Genomic DNA, 18,178 nt, shown 5'->3' with positions numbered 1-18,178 from the left:
ATCCCGTTTAATGAAAGATCATCGGCACAAAACTTAAGACAGGTGGGGCACATAACAAAAATAGTGAACACAGAATGAGTATTTGTGAGGCTGTTTTTGGAAGCTTTTCCTTCCCTTTTCCCGAGTACCAGCCACTGAACTGAAGTTTATTTCTATACCAGACGAATAATAAAATCAGTATCGCAATCGATCCTAGCCAGCCATACTGATTCACTCCTATGTTTATATATATGCCGTTTACAATGCTCGAAATGATTGTGCCGGCTATCCCGAATATTAATATGATGCGTATCAATTCTAATAAGACCCTCATATGTCACTCCTTGGTTTCACCATTATACTTCTTCGATTAAAAAATAAAAACTTTAAATGATGTGATATTACATATTATACCAAAAAGAAGGAGGGGAATAAAACAGGTGCCTCTTGATGGGGAATTTATGGGAATATGGGGCTAGCTTTAATTATTGGTTAAACCAGGAGAATTCTTTATAAACAAAAAAGGATTAGCTACTTCAAGCTAATCCTTTTTGTTTAAGATTACTTTAATTGATCATTCAATACACTTTCCTCTAGAACGGAAAACTTATCACCATACACCCTGGTTATGTGGTTTTCCCCCCACGTACATAGTGCGGATAGGATGCTTTCCAGGCTTTGTCCATACTCACTTAATTCATATTCCACTTTTGGGGGGACCTGGTTATAAACGATCCGATTGATGACACCGTCCTGTTCCAACTCCCGCAATTGTTGAGTCAGCATTTTTTGGGTGATGTTTGGCATTAGGCGCTTCAATTCACTAGTCCGCTTTTTTCCGTGAGTCAGATGGCAGAGGATTACGCATTTCCACTTCCCGCCCAGTACTTCCAGTGTTGCTTCAACGGATATATTGTACTTCTTTTTTTGCATGTTTTGTATACTCTCCTTATTTTATAGGAACTTTAAGGTACCTATATTACTTTAAAGTACGTACTGTTTTTTATTTGTATTATATCTCATAATAACATTTGCACACCGAATTCCACTGTACCATTTATAAAAAAGTTGCTTAGGCAATTTCAATGATAGTACAAAACAACAAGAAGGAGAAGAGGATATGATTTCAAATAAAAATAGAAGTACATGGGCATTGCTCGCTTTAGCGATCAGCGCCTTTGCAATTGGAACAACCGAGTTCATCAGCGTGGGATTATTACCGCTCATTTCTAAAGATTTACACATTACAGTCACGACGGCGGGGTTGACGGTATCTCTATACGCCTTGGGGGTCATGTTCGGGGCACCTATCCTTACATCCCTTACATCGAATATGTCGAGAAAGACCTTATTGCTTTGGATCATGGTCGTGTTCATTGCCGGAAATGCATTGGCGGCTTCTGCGACCACGATCAGTGTATTATTGATCGCACGTGTCATTTCAGCGCTTGCACATGGTATTTTCATGTCGATCGGCGCTACGATTGCGGCTGATTTGGTCCCTGAAAACCGCAGGGCGAGTGCCATCGCCATCATGTTCACAGGTCTAACGGTGGCAACGGTGACCGGAGTTCCGTTTGGAACGTTCATCGGGCAGCAATTCGGCTGGAGATTCGCTTTCATCATCATTGTGGCAATCGGCCTGATAGCTTTCATCGGAAATGGCATCCTTGTCCCATCCGATTTAAGAAAAGCTGCACGGACGACGTTCCGTGACCAAATCAAATTGGTGACGAATGGACGTTTGCTGTTAGTATTCATCATTACAGCGTTAGGATACGGAGGTACATTCGTTGTCTTCACGTACCTGTCGCCATTACTTCAGGAAGTAACAGGGTTTAAAGAAGGAACTGTGGCCTTGATTTTGCTAGTATATGGAGTAGCCATAGCGATAGGGAATACTCTCGGCGGGAAATTGGCCAATCGCAATCCTATTAATGCCCTATTCTATATGTTTCTTATACAAGCCATTGTACTGGTGGTCTTGACCTTCACGGCACCGTTTAAGATAGCTGGTTTAATTACGATCATTTTAATGGGATTGTTTGCATTCATGAATGTTCCAGGGCTTCAAGTCTATGTCGTCATGTTAGCGGAGCGTTTCGTGCCGAGTGCAGTGGACGTGGCTTCAGCCATCAATATTGCCGCCTTCAATGCGGGAATCGCCATTGGTGCCTACTTAGGAGGGGTGATTACCGATTCGATCGGACTGATCCATACAGCGTGGATAGGTGGAGTCATGGTGTTTGCAGCAGTGATTTTAACAGGCTTGAGCCGGGCCTTGGAAAGTAAAGACCGTGCCAAGGGAACGGACAAAATAGCATAGGAATGAAAAAGTGATGCATGTTAGAAAAAGCATGCTATGCGTTTAGAGTATCAATAACCAAGTATCATTGCATCCCTTCAGCGAATGATGGAAGGTTCCTTGAAGGGATGTAATGATACTGATACTTAAACGCATTACAATCTTAAAAAACAATGAAGAGAAAATTTGGAGGTAGAGTATAATGGTGAAAAATTTACAAGATACAACTACGTTGCATAATGGAGTTAAAATGCCTTGGTTCGGATTGGGCGTATTTAAGGTGGAAGAAGGACCGGAGCTGGTAAATGCAGTTAAAGTGGCCATTAAACATGGTTATCGCAGCATCGATACGGCTGCCATTTATGAAAATGAAGAAGGGGTTGGACAAGGGATCCGTGAGGGATTGAAAGAAGCTGGAATCTCGAGGGAAGAATTATTCGTAACATCAAAAGTCTGGAATGCTGATTTGGGATTTGAATCAACAATCGCGGCTTACGAAAAAAGCTTAAAGAAACTTGGCTTGGAGTACTTGGATTTATATCTTATCCATTGGCCAGTGGAAGGGAAATATAAAGAAGCTTGGAGAGCGTTAGAAACTTTATATAAAGAAGGAAAAGTAAAGGCGATCGGTGTGAGCAATTTCCAAATTCACCATCTAAAAGATTTGATGGAAGATGCAGAAGTGAAGCCGATGGTCAATCAAGTGGAATGCCATCCGCGTTTAACTCAAAAAGAAGTTCAGGCATTTTGTAAGGAACAAGGAATACAACTTGAAGCATGGTCTCCTTTGATGCAAGGTGAACTGCTGGATAATGAAGTATTACAAGCAATTGCGACCAACCATGGCAAGTCTGTTGCACAAGTCATTTTACGCTGGGATTTACAAAATGGGATTGTAACGATTCCAAAATCAACTAAAGAACATCGTATTGTCGAAAACTCAACTGTATTCGATTTCGAATTGACAGAAGAGGAAATGAACCAAATTGATGGATTGAATCAGAATCACCGTGTTGGTCCAGATCCTGATAATTTCGACTTTTAATTAAGTATGAAGGAGAGGGACGGGATATCCGTCTTTCTCTTTTTTTATGGATTTCTGCATCGGAATTTACAATGACAGCTTCGGGAATCTGATTAGTTGACACAGTATTACTGGGATGATATAAATGCATGTGCATGCATTATATAAAAAAGGAGATAAAAAATTATGAATGATTTATTTTCACCTTATCGCATAAAAGAACTTGAACTGAAGAATAGGATCGTCATGCCGCCGATGTGCCAATACTCCGTCGAAGCGGAAGATGGTATACCAACGAATTGGCACCATCAGCATTATGTAAGCAGGGCAGTTGGCGGTACGGGGTTAATTATAGTTGAAATGACCGATGTGGAGCCTGATGGGCGCATTTCGAATCGCGATCTTGGATTATGGTCCGACGATCAAATTGGGGCTTTCTCCAACATCGTTAAGGAAGTTCATCAATACGGTGCAAAAATCGGAATACAAATTGCCCATGCAGGCCGTAAAGCGGAGGATGCGGAAACGCCGGTGGCACCATCAGCCATTGCGTTTGATGAAGCGTACAAAACACCAAGAGCTTTAGAAACGGAAGAAGTGAAGGAAATGGTCGATAAATTCCGGGCATCGGCCAGAAGGGCAGTTACAGCAGGATTTGACGTAATCGAATTACATGGTGCACACGGGTATTTAATCCACCAATTCACATCACCGCTTACGAATAAACGTGATGATGAATATGGAAGAGACCTGACAAAATTCGGAGTGGAAGTCATTAAAGCAGTGAAAAGCGAAATGCCTGCCGACATGCCTTTAATCATGCGCATTTCTGCAAAAGAATACGTTGAAGGCGGATATGGTATTGAAGAAAGCATTGCATTTTCACAAGTCTTTAAAGAAGCAGGCGTCGATATGTTCCATGTGAGCTCTGGAGGAGAAGGCCCGATTGGAGCAGACGGAAGGCCTGGTACCCATGCCAGCTATCAAACTCCGTTGGCCAGGGAAATCAAAAAAGCTTTGGATATTCCGGTGATTGCCGTAGGTAGATTAGATGATCCGATTCTTGCAAATTCAATCATAGGTAATGAAGAAGCGGATTTGGTTGCCGTCGGCAGAGGAATGCTGCGAAACCCTTATTGGGCATTGGAAGCATCTAAAGCTTTGAATAAAAAAACGGAGATCCCTGAACAATATCAACTGGGATTCAAGCATTAATACGAATTCATGCTTTAAAACGCCGGCGAATAATATATTCGCCGGCGTTTTTACAGTCAGGCTTGAGGGAATTTTCATCAGGAAATCGATTACGTGATGTTTAACTGGAAATTTTGCTATAATGAAAAAGATAAATCAAACGATAATTCGAGGTGCTAATTATGGAAGAAATCAAAGTCATTACAACTGAAGAAGTGGAAGCTAAGCTTGAGGCAGGAGAAGCGATGGAACTTGTCGATGTTCGTGAAGACGAAGAAGTGCAAGAGGGAATGATCGAAGGCGCTAAACATATTCGCATGAATGATATCCCGGCAAACCTTGACTATTTTGATAAAGAAAAAGAATATATTTTTATCTGCCGTTCAGGACGCCGCAGTGAAAATGTATGCCATTATCTTCAGGAACAAGGATATAAAGTGGCAAACATGGTTGGCGGAATGCTTGAATGGGACGGCGAAGTCATCGTTAAGTGAGGTTCCTCAAAAAGACCTGTTACTTTTGTAAGCGTAAATCCAGGAATGTGACGGTTTATTTGAATGAAGAAAGAAAAAAGATCATGGTTTGTTCACAGTGCCGTGAATATGCAGAAAGACGCGCATATTTGAAGGCGTAAAAAAAGAGACCTTTCATCATGAAAGGTCTCTTTTTTCTGTATGGACCTCTTCTAACTGGAATGTATAAATTATATGTTAAAATTAGGGGGTTAAAATCAGAAAATATAGAAAAAGGAGAGTTGAAGCATGAATGTTCATAAAATAGCGGTCATTGCGGGTGATGGGATAGGCCCTGAGGTGATTGATGAGGGTGTAAAGGTCCTTAAAGAAGTAGCTGCAATTGCCGGGGATTTTTCTTTCCAGTTCACCTATTTTCCATGGGGCTGTGAATATTATCTTGAGCACGGTAAAATGCTTCCCGACGACGGACTTGAACAACTGATGAAGTTTGACGCTGTGTATCTTGGGGCGGTCGGTTATCCTGGTGTCCCGGACCATATTTCTTTACGTGAACTTCTGCTGAAAATCAGAAAGGGATTTGATCAATATGTGAATGTTCGACCCGTTAAATTGCTTCAAGGTGCACCCTGTCCATTAAAAGACGTGACTCGGGACCAAATCGATATGGTTGTCATCCGTGAAAACAGTGAAGGGGAATATTCCGGTGCCGGTGATTGGCTTTTTAAAGGCAAGCCGGAAGAAGTCGTCCTGCAGACGGGGGTCTTTTCAAGAAAAGGGACGGAGAGGATCATCCGTTATGCGTATGAACTTGCGCGTAAGACGGGCAGGACGCTAACGAGTATAAGCAAGGCGAACGCTTTGAATTATTCAATGGTTTTTTGGGATCAGGTTTTTGAAGAAATTGGACAGGAGTTTCCGGATGTAGAAACGAATTCCTATTTGGTCGATGCTGCAAGCATGTATTTTGTCAAGCAGCCCGAACGGTTTCAAATCGTGGTCACCTCCAATTTGTTTGGTGACATCATCACGGATTTAGGTGCTGCCATTGCAGGCGGGATGGGACTGGCGGCCGGTGCCAATTTAAACCCGGAACGGATTTATCCTTCGATGTTCGAACCGATCCATGGTTCAGCCCCGGATATAGCACATCAAGGCATTGCCAATCCACTTGCGGCCATATGGTCCGCCAGTCAGATTCTCGATTTCTTTGGACATGAGGTTTGGGGTGCTAAAGTGTTGGACGTGATCGAACAGGTGATGGTCGATAAAAAGGCGCTCACCCCTGATATGGGCGGGACAGCTTCTTCAGGAGAAGTCGGGGATGAAGTGGTTGCATTAATATCCGCTTTACAAACAAATCAAGTATAATATTTTTGAAAAATGGGCATCCTGCACAATAACTATCATTATAGTAAAAGGGCGGGGAGAGCCGATGATACAAGTCAAATTATTTGATTATGAGCATGAAAAGGATCTTGAGGATGAAATGAACTTTTTCCTTGAAGATATTCGTGATAATCAAATAGTCGATATCAAATACAATGTCGCCACTACAGGTGAAGAGGAAGAGGAACAGATCTACTGTTTTAGTGCGATGATCATCTATAAAAAAAAATAAAGGCCGGCTGGCCTATAATCAACATTAGACTACCTATTGCTTGCTGGCAGGCAATAGGTAGTCTTTTTTTTATGGAAATCAGAATTTTGACTTCCTCGGAAGGGAGCATATACGATGTGGAAATTAGGACGATGTCGCTTCCCCGCCGTTGACATGAAGTGTTTGTACTGTCACAAAACGGGAATCATCAGAAGCGAGATAGACAAAGGTGGGAGCCAGTTCAAATGGCTGGCCTTGACGCTCCATCGGGTTATCGACTTGTCACTTCGTCTGCCGAGAAACTTGCCGGGATGAGGGGTGTCCAAAACCTTCCGGGTGCAACGGCGTTCACCCGGATGCCTTGATCGACAAGACTGTTTGCCAAGGCACGGGTAAAACCAATGTTGGCCCCTTTAGTCGCCGTGTAATCAATTAATTGCTTATTCCCATTAAACGTCACGACAGAAGATGTATTAATGATGGAGGACCCAGCTTTTAAATGGGGAAGGGCAGCACGGGTCGTGTAGAAGTGGGAATAGATATTCACCTTAAAGGTATCATCGAATTGCTCATCCGTAATATCAAGCAAGCTTAATTGTTGAAATTGAATACCCACGTGGTTACAAAGAATATTGAGCTTTCCAAATGTTTCGATGGTGTCTTCCACGATCTTGATGCATTGCTGTTTATCCCTTAAGTCACCAGGCAGCAGTAAGCAACGTTGTCCAAGCTCTTCAATTCTCGTTTTAGTCCGATTGGCATCCTCATGTTCATCCAGATAAGCGATGGAAACATCTGCGCCTTCTTTAGCAAAAGCGATGGCAGCCGCAGCGCCAATTCCACTGTCTCCGCCAGTTATCAATGCGACACTGCCTGTTAATTTTCCACTGCCCTTATAATTGGGATTTTCGATGATGGGCCGTGGCACCATTAATTTTTCTACACCAGGCTGGCGAAATTGGCGTTGCTCCGGAACCGTGATGGGGACGTCTTGATAACGAGTGATTTTTCCATAATTCGGATGCATGGGATAGCCTTCACATGATGATTTCTTTTTCTTATCTTCTGCCATGAGGAGTCCTCCTAAAAAAGAATTTAGTCGGATTACTCTATGACGATCAGGTATATGCCGTGCATGAAGAACATGTATGGGTACCGGCTCGTTGCCGTACAGCTCGAATATGCTGAAGTGTAGAAAAAAAGTTTTTGGAGGCCTCAATATGCCATATTATTATAGCGAAGAAGTGAAATTGTTATTGGTCGATCAATCTGATGAAAAAGTGGAGTTGTTATATGATTCCAACCCAAATACCTTTGAATTGCCGCTGATAGGACCAAGACCGCCATATTATTATAACCCGCGCTATGTGCCGTTTTATCCCGTGATTTAAGGTCAACGTACCAGGGGGAATGCATGAAGAAAGGAGTTTGCTGAAATGGGCTGCCTTGGTCTTTCGATGAGTGGACTAAAAGCAGCCTCAATTCGATTCAACTAAGTTCCGGATCATAACAGATGTCATTAAGAAAAACTGATTATATTTATCTATGAATTTTACAAACACGGAGATAATAGGTAAAGTTATACATAATACATAGAGCGGATTGGTGTATTTAAAGGAGAGATCCATTTTGGATAACAATATGAAACAACTAATAGAAAATCTACAGCAATCGGATGGTGGACATATCTTATACTGTTTTAATGAATTGGAAGCCTACATTGAAAATGAGGCAACATTCATCATTGAGGGTGTTGAACAGGGAGACCATCTTCTGGTCGTCGAAAATGACCGTATCTTTCCTTTTGTGTACAAGAAATTGCAGCTTCATTTAAATGAGGAGCAATTGGAGCAAGTGCATCTTATGAACAATTTTGATTTTTATTGTTTTCATGGAAACTTCCATCCTTCGACGATGGTTAATTATTTCTTGGAAAATATCGTTACATATACTGAACGCAATCAGCACGTGCGGACTTGGGGCCATGTTGAATGGGGCCATGACGATCAAGCCACCTTAGCGATAGGAGAATATGAAAAAGGAATCGACAAATTGATCAAGGAACGAGGATTGATTTCTGTTTGTGCGTACGATGACTGCAGAGTGCCTGCCGAGCTTAAAATAAACTTGATCAAGCATCATGGGGTCCTGATAACCGATGAAAAAATCACGATTTTAGCAAACGGATAGAATGGAAGGGGCGAGTTATTTGGAAAGTTTTACTGAACGGGTAATTAATATCATACAACAAATCCCTTCCGGTAAAGTGATGACATATGGTCAAATTGGACAGCTCGCCGGAAGTCCGCGCGGTGCAAGGCAGGTCGTAAGGATCCTTCATTCAAGCAGCAAAAAGCATGACCTTCCTTGGCACCGGGTAATCAATGCCAAAGGAGAAATCGGCATAAAAGCGGAGGGAGCCGCAGAACACCAGAAGGCGATGCTCGAGAGTGAAGGCGTCACTTTCACGAAACGGAATACCATTGATCTTGAAGCCTTTCGCCATCATCCAGAAATATTTTAAACAAAAAGCCGGATAATAGAGGCGTCGCGGGTACGGCCCAAAAAAGTACGGTGAAGACCCAAATAACCGCATCTTCGCCTGAATCAAAGCCCAATAAACACCGAATGGATGTATAGGCTTACGAAATCGCATTAAAAGAGGCTGATCCAAGCGGATCAGCCTCTTTTACGAATTATGAACGGGCATACATGGCAGCATTCATTCCGGCGAGTCTTCCGGTTACTAATGCCGATGTGATATTATAGCCGCCTGTGTATCCGTGTATATCCAGAATTTCACCGCAGAAATACAGTCCGTCCATTAGTTTGGATGCCATTTCCTTTGGATGTATTTCTTTGACGGATACGCCGCCGCCCGTGACGAAGGCTTTTTCCAGCGGCTGGGTGCCGTGCACTCCGAATTGGAAGTCCTTGCATAATTCTGCAAAGCGGCGGATTTTTTCATTTGATATCGTAGCTCCTTGTTCTTGAAGGTCGATCCCGCTTCGCTCAAGCAGGAAGTGAAGGTATCGTTCAGGAACTAAGCCTTTTAAGGTGTTTTTAATGGCTTTTTTCGGTTCGGCCTTGATTTCCTTCATGATATCTTGAAAAACCTCTTCCTTGTTTCGGTCCGGCAGGGCATCGAGTTTCATAGTCACTTCAGACAGGTTCCATTTTTTCATCGCTTTCACGACGAATTGGCTGCATCTTAGAACAGCTGGACCGGAGACGCCAAAATGGGTGAAGAGCATATCCATTCGGTGTGTAATCAGGGCCTTGCCCTTTGGGTTAAGGACACTCAATGAAACATCGCGAAGTGCGAGACCTTGAAGTGTTCGATTTTTAATGAATGTTTCATTGCTAAGTACGGGAACTTCAGTTGGGAAAAGCTCGGTAATAGTATGTCCCGCCTTTTTAGCCCATGCGTAGCCGTCTCCCGTTGAACCGGTGTGGGGAACTGATTTTCCGCCGACTGCAATCACGACTGCATCCGTGTCAATGGTCTGGCCATCTTTTAACTGGACACCGCTGGTTTTTCCATGTTCATAGAGAACTTCCGCAACTGGGGAGTTCTTATAGATCGTTACTTTTAAATTCGACAGGCGCGTCAGAAGGGCATCCACGACACTTTGCGCTTTATCGTTGACAGGGAACATCCGGCCATGGTCCTCTTCTTTAAGAGCCACGCCCAATTTTTCAAAGAATTGAATAATGTCTTCATTATTGAACTCTGAGAATGCACTGTATAGAAATCGCCCGTTTCCAGGGATATGCTGAATGATTTCATCGATTGAGAGCCTGTTCGTCACGTTGCAGCGTCCGCCGCCCGAGATTGCAAGTTTCCTGCCAAGCTTCTCGCCTTTATCCACTAACAAGACATGGGCACCTTTTTCCCCGGCTGCAATTGCTGCCATCAATCCGGAAGGACCGCCGCCAATTACCACTACATCATATTTCAAATTGATCACCACTTTATCATTTTCAGTCCCTTCATTATATAGCAAGAGCCCGTCAGATTGCGAATGTAGAAGAAAAGGAATTATTTGTTTGTGTATTATCATCGAAAACGATAAACTTGAGTGTAGTTTTCTATAGAAAAAATTCTTTAATATGATAAGATAAAGAGCGTGTGAAACGTAACTGACAGAGGCAGGAAGGGATTAGATGTCATCTAAGTTTTTAAAAGGGGCTTTTATATTAACGCTGGGAGCGATCATTTCCAAGATACTTGGTTTATTTTACGTTATCCCATTTGAACATATGGTTGGGAATAAAGGGGCTACCCTCTATCAATATGGGTACGTTCCATATACCATTTTCATTAGTTTTGCAACGGCAGGCATGCCGCTTGCTGTTTCTAAATTCATTTCGAAGTATAATGCGCTTGAGGAATACGCAGTCGGTGAGAAGTTATTTAAATCGAGCCTGAAATTAATGGTTGTCACAGGTTTTCTCGCTTTTTTGATTCTCTATACGATGGCCCCGCTGTTTACTGGAGTCTTTGGGGTCAGGCAGGAAGATGTCAGTGATGTCACCGAGATCATACGGGCGGTCAGCTTCGCCTTGATTTTTGTACCGTTCATGAGCATCATCCGCGGCTTCTTTCAAGGTCATGAAGCGATGGAACCAACGGCCATCTCTCAGGTTATCGAACAAATTGTCCGCATCGTGTTCCTTTTGGCCGGTGTGTATGTTGTTTTGAATGTCCTGGATGGAGAGTTAGTGAGAGCCATCCAAGTAGCTACCTTCGCGGCAACGGTCGGGGCTGTCGGCGGTTTAGTGGTGTTATTTTGGTATTGGAAAAAACAAAAACCCCATTTGGACAGCTTGATGAAGAAAGACCGGGGGACGATGGAAATTTCCCTGAAGGAGATTTATAAAGAAATATTTCTTTCGTCGATTCCTTTCATATTTGTCGGAATCGCGATGCCATTGTTTCAGTTTGCGGACTTGCTGTCTTTCAATAAGGCGATGTCTTCAATCGGTTTGCAGCACGTCGCAGAAGATGCCCTTGGGGTGTTGAATGTATATGCCCAGAAGCTTGTCTTGATTCCGATGACACTTGCAACCGGATTTTCAATGGCGCTTCTTCCCTCGGTGACGAAGGCATATGTAAGCGAGGATTCGGAAGAGTTAAACCGCCAGCTGAACCAAGCCTTCCAAATTTTGTTGTTCATTACCATTCCAGCTGTCGTTGGCATGTCGGTGCTAGCCGATCCAATCTATAGTGCCTTTTACAGCCATGATCCACTTGGAATCAGTGTCCTGAAGGCATATGCGCCCGTTTCCATCTTATTTGCGCTTTTTTCCGTTTCGGCGGCCATTTTACAAGGCATCAATCAGCAAAAATATACAGTGCTCAGCCTGCTTGTGGGCTTTTTAATCAAATTGAGCTTGAATATCCCGTTGATCAAGCTGTTTGAAACGGAAGGATCCGTTTATGCTACGGCATTCGGCTACTTGGCTGCTGTGCTGCTGAATTTGTATGTCATTACCTACTTTACTGGATATCGTTACGGCCTTACCATCAGAAGATCTGTTTTGATCACAGTTTTTTCAATAATAATGGGACTGGCTGCATGGGGCATGAACAGTTTATTATCGCTTTGGCTTACAACGGAAGGGCGCTTCCAGGCGATTTTGATCGTGGCCGTTTGTGCAATTTTTGGAGCGCTCATTTATGCGGCGCTTTCCTTGAAAAGCAAACTTGCCCATCGTTTGTTCGGTACCCGGATCGATCGGTTAAAAGCTAAATTAGGATTATAAGCTGGAAGTTTGATGTGTAAAATAAAGGGTATTGAATGTTGAATCCCCAGATTAAAATATATTGGCCTTGCCTGACATTTAAGTGGGCAAGGCTTTTTACTGAAAAAGGCTTTAGGAGGAAACGATGAGAATAGATAAGATATTATCCAATATTGGTTATGGCAGCAGGAAAGAAGTGAAAAAGCTCCTGAAATCCGGCGCCGTGAAGGTCAATGACAGGCTTCTTAAGGACCCGAAGGAACAAGTGGACCCTGAAACGGAAATAGTTACGGTTCATGGTGAACGGGTTGAATACAGGGAATTCATATATTTAATGATGAATAAACCGCCAGGCGTATTGTCGGCAACGGAAGACAACTACCAAGAAACGGTCATCGACATCTTGGAGCCGGAGGATTCGGTATTCGAGCCATTTCCTGTAGGCCGTCTTGATAAGGACACAGAAGGTTTATTGCTAATAACGAATGATGGAAAGCTTGCCCACCAACTGCTTTCTCCAAAGAAACATGTCCCTAAAACATATTTTGCGGTCATTGATGGCGAAGTGACGGAACGGGATATCGAGGCATTCCGCAACGGCGTGACCTTGGATGATGGATACGAAACAAAACCAGGTGAATTGAACATTTTAAAATCAGGTCTGACATCGGATATCGAGCTAACGATCATGGAAGGAAAGTTCCATCAGGTGAAGCGGATGTTTGAGTCCGTTGGCAAACGTGTCGTCTACCTAAAGCGTCTTTCCATGGGGAGTTTACAGCTTGATGAGGAACTTGAGCTTGGTGAATACCGTGAGTTGACGGCGGAGGAGCTTGAACAGTTAAAGGCAGGCCAACCGACTGAATGATAGCTGGATACAAAAAATGAGGCGGACAATATTGTCTGCCTCAAAGTATTTTACATATCGATCTTGTTCGGGTGGTCGTTCTTTTTACGATGACATCTTCACCTTTTTACTTGTTGTCGTCCAAAGGCCACGGCTTGGGCTTTGAACAAGGTCATTGTATGCTAAGACATTTAAATCGCGCTGCACAGTTCGAGGAGTGATGCCAAATTCTTCTACAAGCTCTTGCGTAGAAACCGTACCGTTATTACTAATGAACATATAAACGGATTTAATACGGGTTAACATGCGATTTGTTGAAGGTTTCAAAAAATCACTCCTTATTCTTTTCATTGTTATTTTGAACAAATGAAAACAACCGATATGTCGGACAGCATTTCAGCTGTCACTATGTACTTGCTATACCCACCCTATAACTCCTCGGAAACATTTAGAAAAAATAAGATGTCATTAGCTTCATTCTACCCCTTTGCAAAAGCAAATTCTAGGAAAAGATACTAATTGACTAAATATTACATTTATTATATCAAATTTTAACAAAATTATTCTCTATACCTATAGAAAAATTAATAAAGAGCTGTTCCATTTGTTCATGATCATATTTTTCCAATACAGGATGCTTACTATGCATCCTGAGATGCCGCACAAAACGAACGTTGACTTTTAAGGCATATACATGTTAGATTGTAAATCGTAACAATTACGCTTTGTGTATTGGTATAGGAATTGCTTGATGGCTTGCGGTTACGATGTCATAATGAGGTATCGGGCAGTATAGACTTTTCATACATATCCAAGAGGATTTAAATATAAACCAATTCGAGGTAGAGCCATATGAACGAAAGATTAATGGAGTTTTTATTGCGCGACGAAGTAACCAGACTTTCTGGCGTCAAAAAACAAGTGTATGAATTCATTGTGAACGAGGAAGATTATCTTGCATCGAAGGCGGACACGGTCGATCAATTCATGAGATTGCTGGTAAAGCATTCTCCGCCAAGGCTCGCAGCCCGTCATTTCAACATGCCATATGGGGAAATCATTCGTTTCATGAATGAAATAGAAGATGAACTGAATGAGAGATTAGAGGAAAGATGCAAGAAAGTGAAGTGGATGGACTACACGGAAAAGGACCAGCAGGCATTTGAGGAATATCATAGGAAGTTATATCTATTTGTAAATTAATAAATTGGATCATCAAGATGCCCTGGTATGAAAGGGCATTTCAGACTGTAGCCAAACTCGATGAAAATCGAATTTGGCTACAGTTTTTTTTTGCTTGTACAAATTTAGACGTTGATTTCCACTTCAGGCACTCGCTTTCCGCGGGCGGTCCGGGAGCCTCCTCGGCGCACTTGCGCCTGTGGGTTCTCCCTTGGACTCGCTTTTCCCGCAGGAGTCTCGCACCTTCCGTTCCAAACAACTTTGTTTTAACATTTAGATGAAACCTCTTTTGTCGACAACAGGAATGTGCCATGATACACCTTACATACTGTAGATAAACCCGATAATAATGGAATTGCCTACAGTTTTTTTATGGCTTGTACAAAGTAGATGTTGATTCCCACTTCAGGCACTCTCTTTCCGCGGGTGGTCCGCCCTCGGCGCACTTGCGCCTGTGGGGTCTCCCTTAGACTCGCTCATCCCGCAGGAGTATCGTACCTTCCGTTCCAAACAACTTTGTAATAACTTTAGATAGAACCCTTTTGTATACAAACTGAAATGCCCTGGTATGAAAGGGCATTTTTTTTATTTGTCACGGGAATCCAGCACAATCATTATTTGAAATGGACCATAAGAGCAAGAATGAGGACATTTGGAGCTGGGTTGATTGTTAAAATGAGGTCAAATAAATTTTAGGAGCATCTATAATGACTAACATTAAGGAATTCAATGAATTACACTTTTCGAAGGACCTGTTGATATTGGGGAATGCCTGGGATCTATTATCGGCCTTGATTCTCGAGAAATCAGGATTCAAGGCGATTGGAACGACAAGCTGGGGAATTGCCAACTCCCTGGGTTATTCTGATGGCGAATTGATTGATTTTGAAAGACATTTAGGTATTATTAAACTAATTGCGGATAATGTGAAAATTCCCGTCACTGCGGAAATTGAAGCAGGCTATGGTGAAACCGAAGAAAAGATTGTCGATAATGTGTTAAGGACGGCAGACGTCGGTGTAGCCGGGATCAATATTGAGGATTCATTCAAAAAACAAAAAGGTCTAAGAGATATATCTCAACACTGCAGCCTACTATTAAAAATAAGGGAAGCGTTGGATTATAATGGGTATGAAGGTTTTTACATCAATGCTAGAACAGATACTTATTTTCAAAAAGAAAATCATTTCCAGGAAACGGCAGAGCGGGCAAAAGCGTATGTGGAGAGTGGTGCCAGCGGAATATTCATCCCTGGATTAACGAACCATGATGATATAAAGGAAATCACTTTGAATGTAGGCGCTCCCCTTAATGTATTATCTTTGCCTGGATTGACGAATGGTAAGGAGCTTGAGGAATTAGGCGTAAAACGTCTCAGTTTCGGAAATGCCCTAGTCTTTGCATTGATAGAACGAGAGACAGCACGAATAGTAGAGCTAAATGACACCTCACATTTATATGGGAACTAAACCTGAAAGGATGCGGAGTATAATGGCTGTTGCTATAAATCTTACTTTTGAAGAAATGTGGGAGAAGATCATTGCTTGCGACCCTAAATATGACGGACTATTCTTTACCGCAGTAAAGACAACTAAAATATATTGCCGCCCTTCCTGCAGGTCAAGGAAGCCGAAAAAAATAAATGTGAAATTCTATCATGACATCGATGTAGTTGAAAAGGCTGGTTTCCGTGCTTGCAAACGATGCCAACCGGAAGTTGATGATTCCCCTCAGTTGGGACTTGTAAGAGATATCATTGCTTTCTTGGTAAATCAGTATAATCAAAAAGTGGAATTAAAGGATATTGCCAATCATGTCGGTGTAAGTTCCTATTATCTGGAGCGGCTGTTCAAAAAGGAAACATTAGAAACTCCCCGTTCGTACTTGGAAAAAATAAGAGTGGATAAAGCTTCATACCTTCTAACAGGCACAAGTCTAACGAACCTTGAGATTTGCCTTGAAGTGGGCTTCCAAAGCCCTTCAAACTTTTATAAAGTATTTCGCCGTTTGAAAAATTGTACTCCAAGTGAATATCGTAACATGAATCTTAAGAATCGAATGTAAGCCACATATACAGAAATGGAGTTCCTTATATGCCTGAATTATATAAACTAGATTATGAATCGCCGATTGGAGTTATCGAGATATCAGGAACGAATGATGCCATTTGTTCCATACTGTTCGCTGAAAGGGATATAAAGATAAATATTATGCAAGAGCAAACGCCCAAGGTTTTGGCGGAGTGCTTTAGTCAGCTTGATGAGTATTACAAAGGTGAACGCAGGGAATTTACATTTCCTTATATACTTGAAGGGACCATCTTCCAAAAAAACGTGTGGAACGCATTAACAGGAATCCTGTACGCTAACACGGGTTCCTATAAAGACATCGCCGTTTCAATCGGTAATGAAAAAGCCATTAGGGCAGTAGGGAGCGCTAACGGCAGAAATAAGTTAAGCATCGTGATTCCTTGTCATCGAATAATAGGTTCAAATGGGAAATTAACTGGTTATGCGGGTGGCTTATGGAGAAAGGAATGGCTCCTTCAGCATGAAAGGAATTTTAATTGAGGTACTAGGCTCAACTTTATGGGAATCGCCCGGGCCCGGTCAGAGTCAAAACCAGAAATTAGCCTGAGTTTCACTCTCCATTGATGGAGGACACAGTTTTTTATTTAGGAATGGTCTCATCCCGATCCCTCTCATGATTTTAGTGAGGGTTTTTTTTACCACATTTTTCAAACAAAACTTGGTTATCTTTCACGTATTTTTACTGTTTTATAGGATGAAAACTCTCTGGATTGAAGAAATTTGCGACACTCCTGCCGAAAAACTGGCTAGCCGAGACCCCACAGACGCTTGCGTCGAGGAGGCTTGGCAGACAGTCGGCGGAAAGGGAGCGGATTTCTGAAATCAACTGCAACTTGAACAAAAAAACGGGAATTATACTATTGTATAGTTCCCGTTTTTTTCTTGCTTTTAAGAAAGAATCAAATGTGTGTCGTTCTCTTTAAACGAAGAGATGAAATCTTTATGTAAATGATCGTCGGTTATGATGTAATCGATTTTATCCAGTGAAGATATCCCGATGGTCACGTCTTTCCCAAACTTTGTGCTGTCAGCGGCAACATAGACTTCTTGGGATAGATCTATGATTTTTTTTCGTGTGTTCGCTTCTTCTAAATTATAGTCGGATATGCCTTTTTCAACGGTTATGCCGCTCGCACAAATGAATGCTTTTGTAATATTCAATTCACTAAAGTTGAATAAGTAGTCAAATGCAACGATGGATTGTTCATTTCGCCTGACTTTCCCGCCAATGATCAATATCTCGATGTCGCTATGAATGAGCTCATTTACAACGGGGATCGAACTGGTTATCACGGTCAGTTTCTTTTTCTGTTTTATATATTTAGCGATTTGATAGGTTGTCGAACCACTATCGATATAAATGCAATCACCATCGTCGATATACTCACTGCATTTTTGAGCGATGGATTCCTTTTCTTCTAATTGACTGAACATCCGTTCATCTATCGTCGACTCTCCAAACTTCGATTGAACCAGCTTAACGCCGCCATAGATCTTTTCTATTTTTCCTTGCCTTGTAAGAAGGTTTATATCCCTTCTGATGGTTTCGATGGAAACTTGCATTTCTTCAGTAAGCTCGGCAATCTTCATAACTTTTCTAATCGTTAATAACTCGATGATCTTCTTTTGCCTTTCAAGAGGAAGCATAAGTTACACCCGCCTATTCTTCATATCTATCTTCCTGATATTCAGTTTAAGTGTACTGTTTACCGCGAACATATTCAACATATAGATGA

General features: G+C 42.1%; 20 protein-coding genes and 1 pseudogene. 15 read left to right on the top strand and 6 right to left on the bottom strand.

The features are described from left to right. Positions 1-7: 7 nt before the first annotated feature. The gene (locus tag ACIROD_RS07365; protein ID WP_101223496.1) at positions 8-313 is read right to left on the bottom strand and encodes a hypothetical protein; all 306 of its coding nucleotides are present in this window, start codon (positions 311-313) and stop codon (positions 8-10) included. Positions 314-540: 227 nt separating this feature from the next. Beyond that, positions 541-912 (bottom strand): winged helix-turn-helix transcriptional regulator, encoded by a 372-nt coding sequence (locus tag ACIROD_RS07360; protein WP_063232600.1) that lies wholly within the window; start codon positions 910-912, stop codon positions 541-543. Between the two features lie 187 nt (positions 913-1,099). On the opposite strand from ACIROD_RS07360, the gene ACIROD_RS07355 reads away from it, so the two are divergent. The 6 genes from ACIROD_RS07355 (at position 1,100) to ACIROD_RS07330 (ending at position 6,596) form a co-directional block, all read left to right on the top strand. Further along, on the top strand, positions 1,100-2,305 hold the full coding sequence (locus tag ACIROD_RS07355) for an MFS transporter (protein ID WP_402939105.1): 1,206 nt from the start codon (positions 1,100-1,102) through the stop codon (positions 2,303-2,305). A 181-nt stretch (positions 2,306-2,486) separates the two neighbouring features. Further along, the gene (locus tag ACIROD_RS07350) at positions 2,487-3,329 is read left to right on the top strand and encodes an aldo/keto reductase (RefSeq protein ID WP_402939102.1); all 843 of its coding nucleotides are present in this window, start codon (positions 2,487-2,489) and stop codon (positions 3,327-3,329) included. 165 nt (positions 3,330-3,494) lie between these two features. Beyond that, complete coding sequence (locus ACIROD_RS07345; protein ID WP_402939099.1) at positions 3,495-4,523, top strand: NADH:flavin oxidoreductase/NADH oxidase; 1,029 nt, start codon at positions 3,495-3,497, stop codon at positions 4,521-4,523. 161 nt (positions 4,524-4,684) lie between these two features. Next, entirely contained in the window at positions 4,685-4,996 is a 312-nt protein-coding gene (locus tag ACIROD_RS07340) for a rhodanese-like domain-containing protein (RefSeq protein WP_260358392.1), read from the top strand. A 267-nt stretch (positions 4,997-5,263) separates the two neighbouring features. Further along, positions 5,264-6,346, top strand: coding sequence for a tartrate dehydrogenase (locus ACIROD_RS07335; protein WP_402939094.1), 1,083 nt, complete (start codon positions 5,264-5,266; stop codon positions 6,344-6,346). Between the two features lie 64 nt (positions 6,347-6,410). Beyond that, a complete protein-coding gene (locus ACIROD_RS07330) occupies positions 6,411-6,596 on the top strand; it encodes a sporulation protein Cse60 (RefSeq protein ID WP_048682016.1) in 186 nt (61 codons plus the stop codon). Positions 6,597-6,719: 123 nt separating this feature from the next. Here the strand turns inward: ACIROD_RS07330 and ACIROD_RS07325 are convergent. After that, positions 6,720-7,647, bottom strand: a pseudogene (locus ACIROD_RS07325) (SDR family oxidoreductase). 148 nt (positions 7,648-7,795) lie between these two features. On the opposite strand from ACIROD_RS07325, the gene ACIROD_RS07320 reads away from it, so the two are divergent. The 3 genes from ACIROD_RS07320 to ACIROD_RS07310 all read left to right on the top strand — a co-directional run bounded on the left by ACIROD_RS07320 (position 7,796) and on the right by ACIROD_RS07310 (position 9,099). Further along, positions 7,796-7,966 (top strand): hypothetical protein, encoded by a 171-nt coding sequence (locus ACIROD_RS07320; RefSeq protein ID WP_402939091.1) that lies wholly within the window; start codon positions 7,796-7,798, stop codon positions 7,964-7,966. A 238-nt stretch (positions 7,967-8,204) separates the two neighbouring features. Next, positions 8,205-8,765: an MEDS domain-containing protein gene (locus tag ACIROD_RS07315; RefSeq protein ID WP_402939088.1), complete on the top strand. Its 561-nt coding sequence runs from the start codon at positions 8,205-8,207 to the stop codon at positions 8,763-8,765. A gap of 1 nt (position 8,766) precedes the next feature. Then, positions 8,767-9,099 carry an MGMT family protein gene (locus ACIROD_RS07310; RefSeq protein WP_101223038.1) on the top strand — a complete coding sequence of 111 codons (333 nt, stop codon included), beginning with the start codon at positions 8,767-8,769 and terminating at the stop codon, positions 9,097-9,099. 172 nt (positions 9,100-9,271) lie between these two features. On the opposite strand, the gene ACIROD_RS07305 is transcribed toward ACIROD_RS07310, so the two are convergent. After that, positions 9,272-10,537: a BaiN/RdsA family NAD(P)/FAD-dependent oxidoreductase gene (locus tag ACIROD_RS07305; RefSeq protein ID WP_260358629.1), complete on the bottom strand. Its 1,266-nt coding sequence runs from the start codon at positions 10,535-10,537 to the stop codon at positions 9,272-9,274. Positions 10,538-10,742: 205 nt separating this feature from the next. Here ACIROD_RS07305 and ACIROD_RS07300 point away from each other — a divergent pair, with 205 nt between their 5' ends. Then, the gene (locus ACIROD_RS07300; protein WP_230176692.1) at positions 10,743-12,344 is read left to right on the top strand and encodes a putative polysaccharide biosynthesis protein; all 1,602 of its coding nucleotides are present in this window, start codon (positions 10,743-10,745) and stop codon (positions 12,342-12,344) included. A gap of 124 nt (positions 12,345-12,468) precedes the next feature. Beyond that, positions 12,469-13,191, top strand: coding sequence for a pseudouridine synthase (locus ACIROD_RS07295; RefSeq protein WP_101223035.1), 723 nt, complete (start codon positions 12,469-12,471; stop codon positions 13,189-13,191). An 84-nt stretch (positions 13,192-13,275) separates the two neighbouring features. On the opposite strand, the gene ACIROD_RS07290 is transcribed toward ACIROD_RS07295, so the two are convergent. Then, positions 13,276-13,497 (bottom strand): DeoR family transcriptional regulator, encoded by a 222-nt coding sequence (locus ACIROD_RS07290; RefSeq protein WP_034309346.1) that lies wholly within the window; start codon positions 13,495-13,497, stop codon positions 13,276-13,278. A 525-nt stretch (positions 13,498-14,022) separates the two neighbouring features. Here ACIROD_RS07290 and ACIROD_RS07285 point away from each other — a divergent pair. From ACIROD_RS07285 to ACIROD_RS07270, 4 genes are all read left to right on the top strand, one after another. Then, positions 14,023-14,373 (top strand): hypothetical protein, encoded by a 351-nt coding sequence (locus ACIROD_RS07285; RefSeq protein WP_101223034.1) that lies wholly within the window; start codon positions 14,023-14,025, stop codon positions 14,371-14,373. 686 nt (positions 14,374-15,059) lie between these two features. Beyond that, the gene (locus ACIROD_RS07280; protein ID WP_402939081.1) at positions 15,060-15,821 is read left to right on the top strand and encodes an isocitrate lyase/PEP mutase family protein; all 762 of its coding nucleotides are present in this window, start codon (positions 15,060-15,062) and stop codon (positions 15,819-15,821) included. A gap of 22 nt (positions 15,822-15,843) precedes the next feature. Next, the gene (locus tag ACIROD_RS07275) at positions 15,844-16,416 is read left to right on the top strand and encodes a bifunctional transcriptional activator/DNA repair enzyme AdaA (protein ID WP_402939078.1); all 573 of its coding nucleotides are present in this window, start codon (positions 15,844-15,846) and stop codon (positions 16,414-16,416) included. Positions 16,417-16,445: 29 nt separating this feature from the next. After that, the gene (locus ACIROD_RS07270; RefSeq protein ID WP_402939075.1) at positions 16,446-16,922 is read left to right on the top strand and encodes a methylated-DNA--[protein]-cysteine S-methyltransferase; all 477 of its coding nucleotides are present in this window, start codon (positions 16,446-16,448) and stop codon (positions 16,920-16,922) included. A gap of 408 nt (positions 16,923-17,330) precedes the next feature. On the opposite strand, the gene ACIROD_RS07265 is transcribed toward ACIROD_RS07270, so the two are convergent. Continuing rightward, positions 17,331-18,089 (bottom strand): DeoR/GlpR family DNA-binding transcription regulator, encoded by a 759-nt coding sequence (locus ACIROD_RS07265; protein WP_230176695.1) that lies wholly within the window; start codon positions 18,087-18,089, stop codon positions 17,331-17,333. Positions 18,090-18,178 lie beyond the last annotated feature (89 nt).

Source organism: Peribacillus sp. NPDC101481, from assembly GCF_044767165.1.
GTDB lineage: Bacteria > Bacillota > Bacilli > Bacillales > DSM-1321 > Peribacillus.
This window is presented reverse-complemented; position numbering and strand designations above follow the sequence as displayed.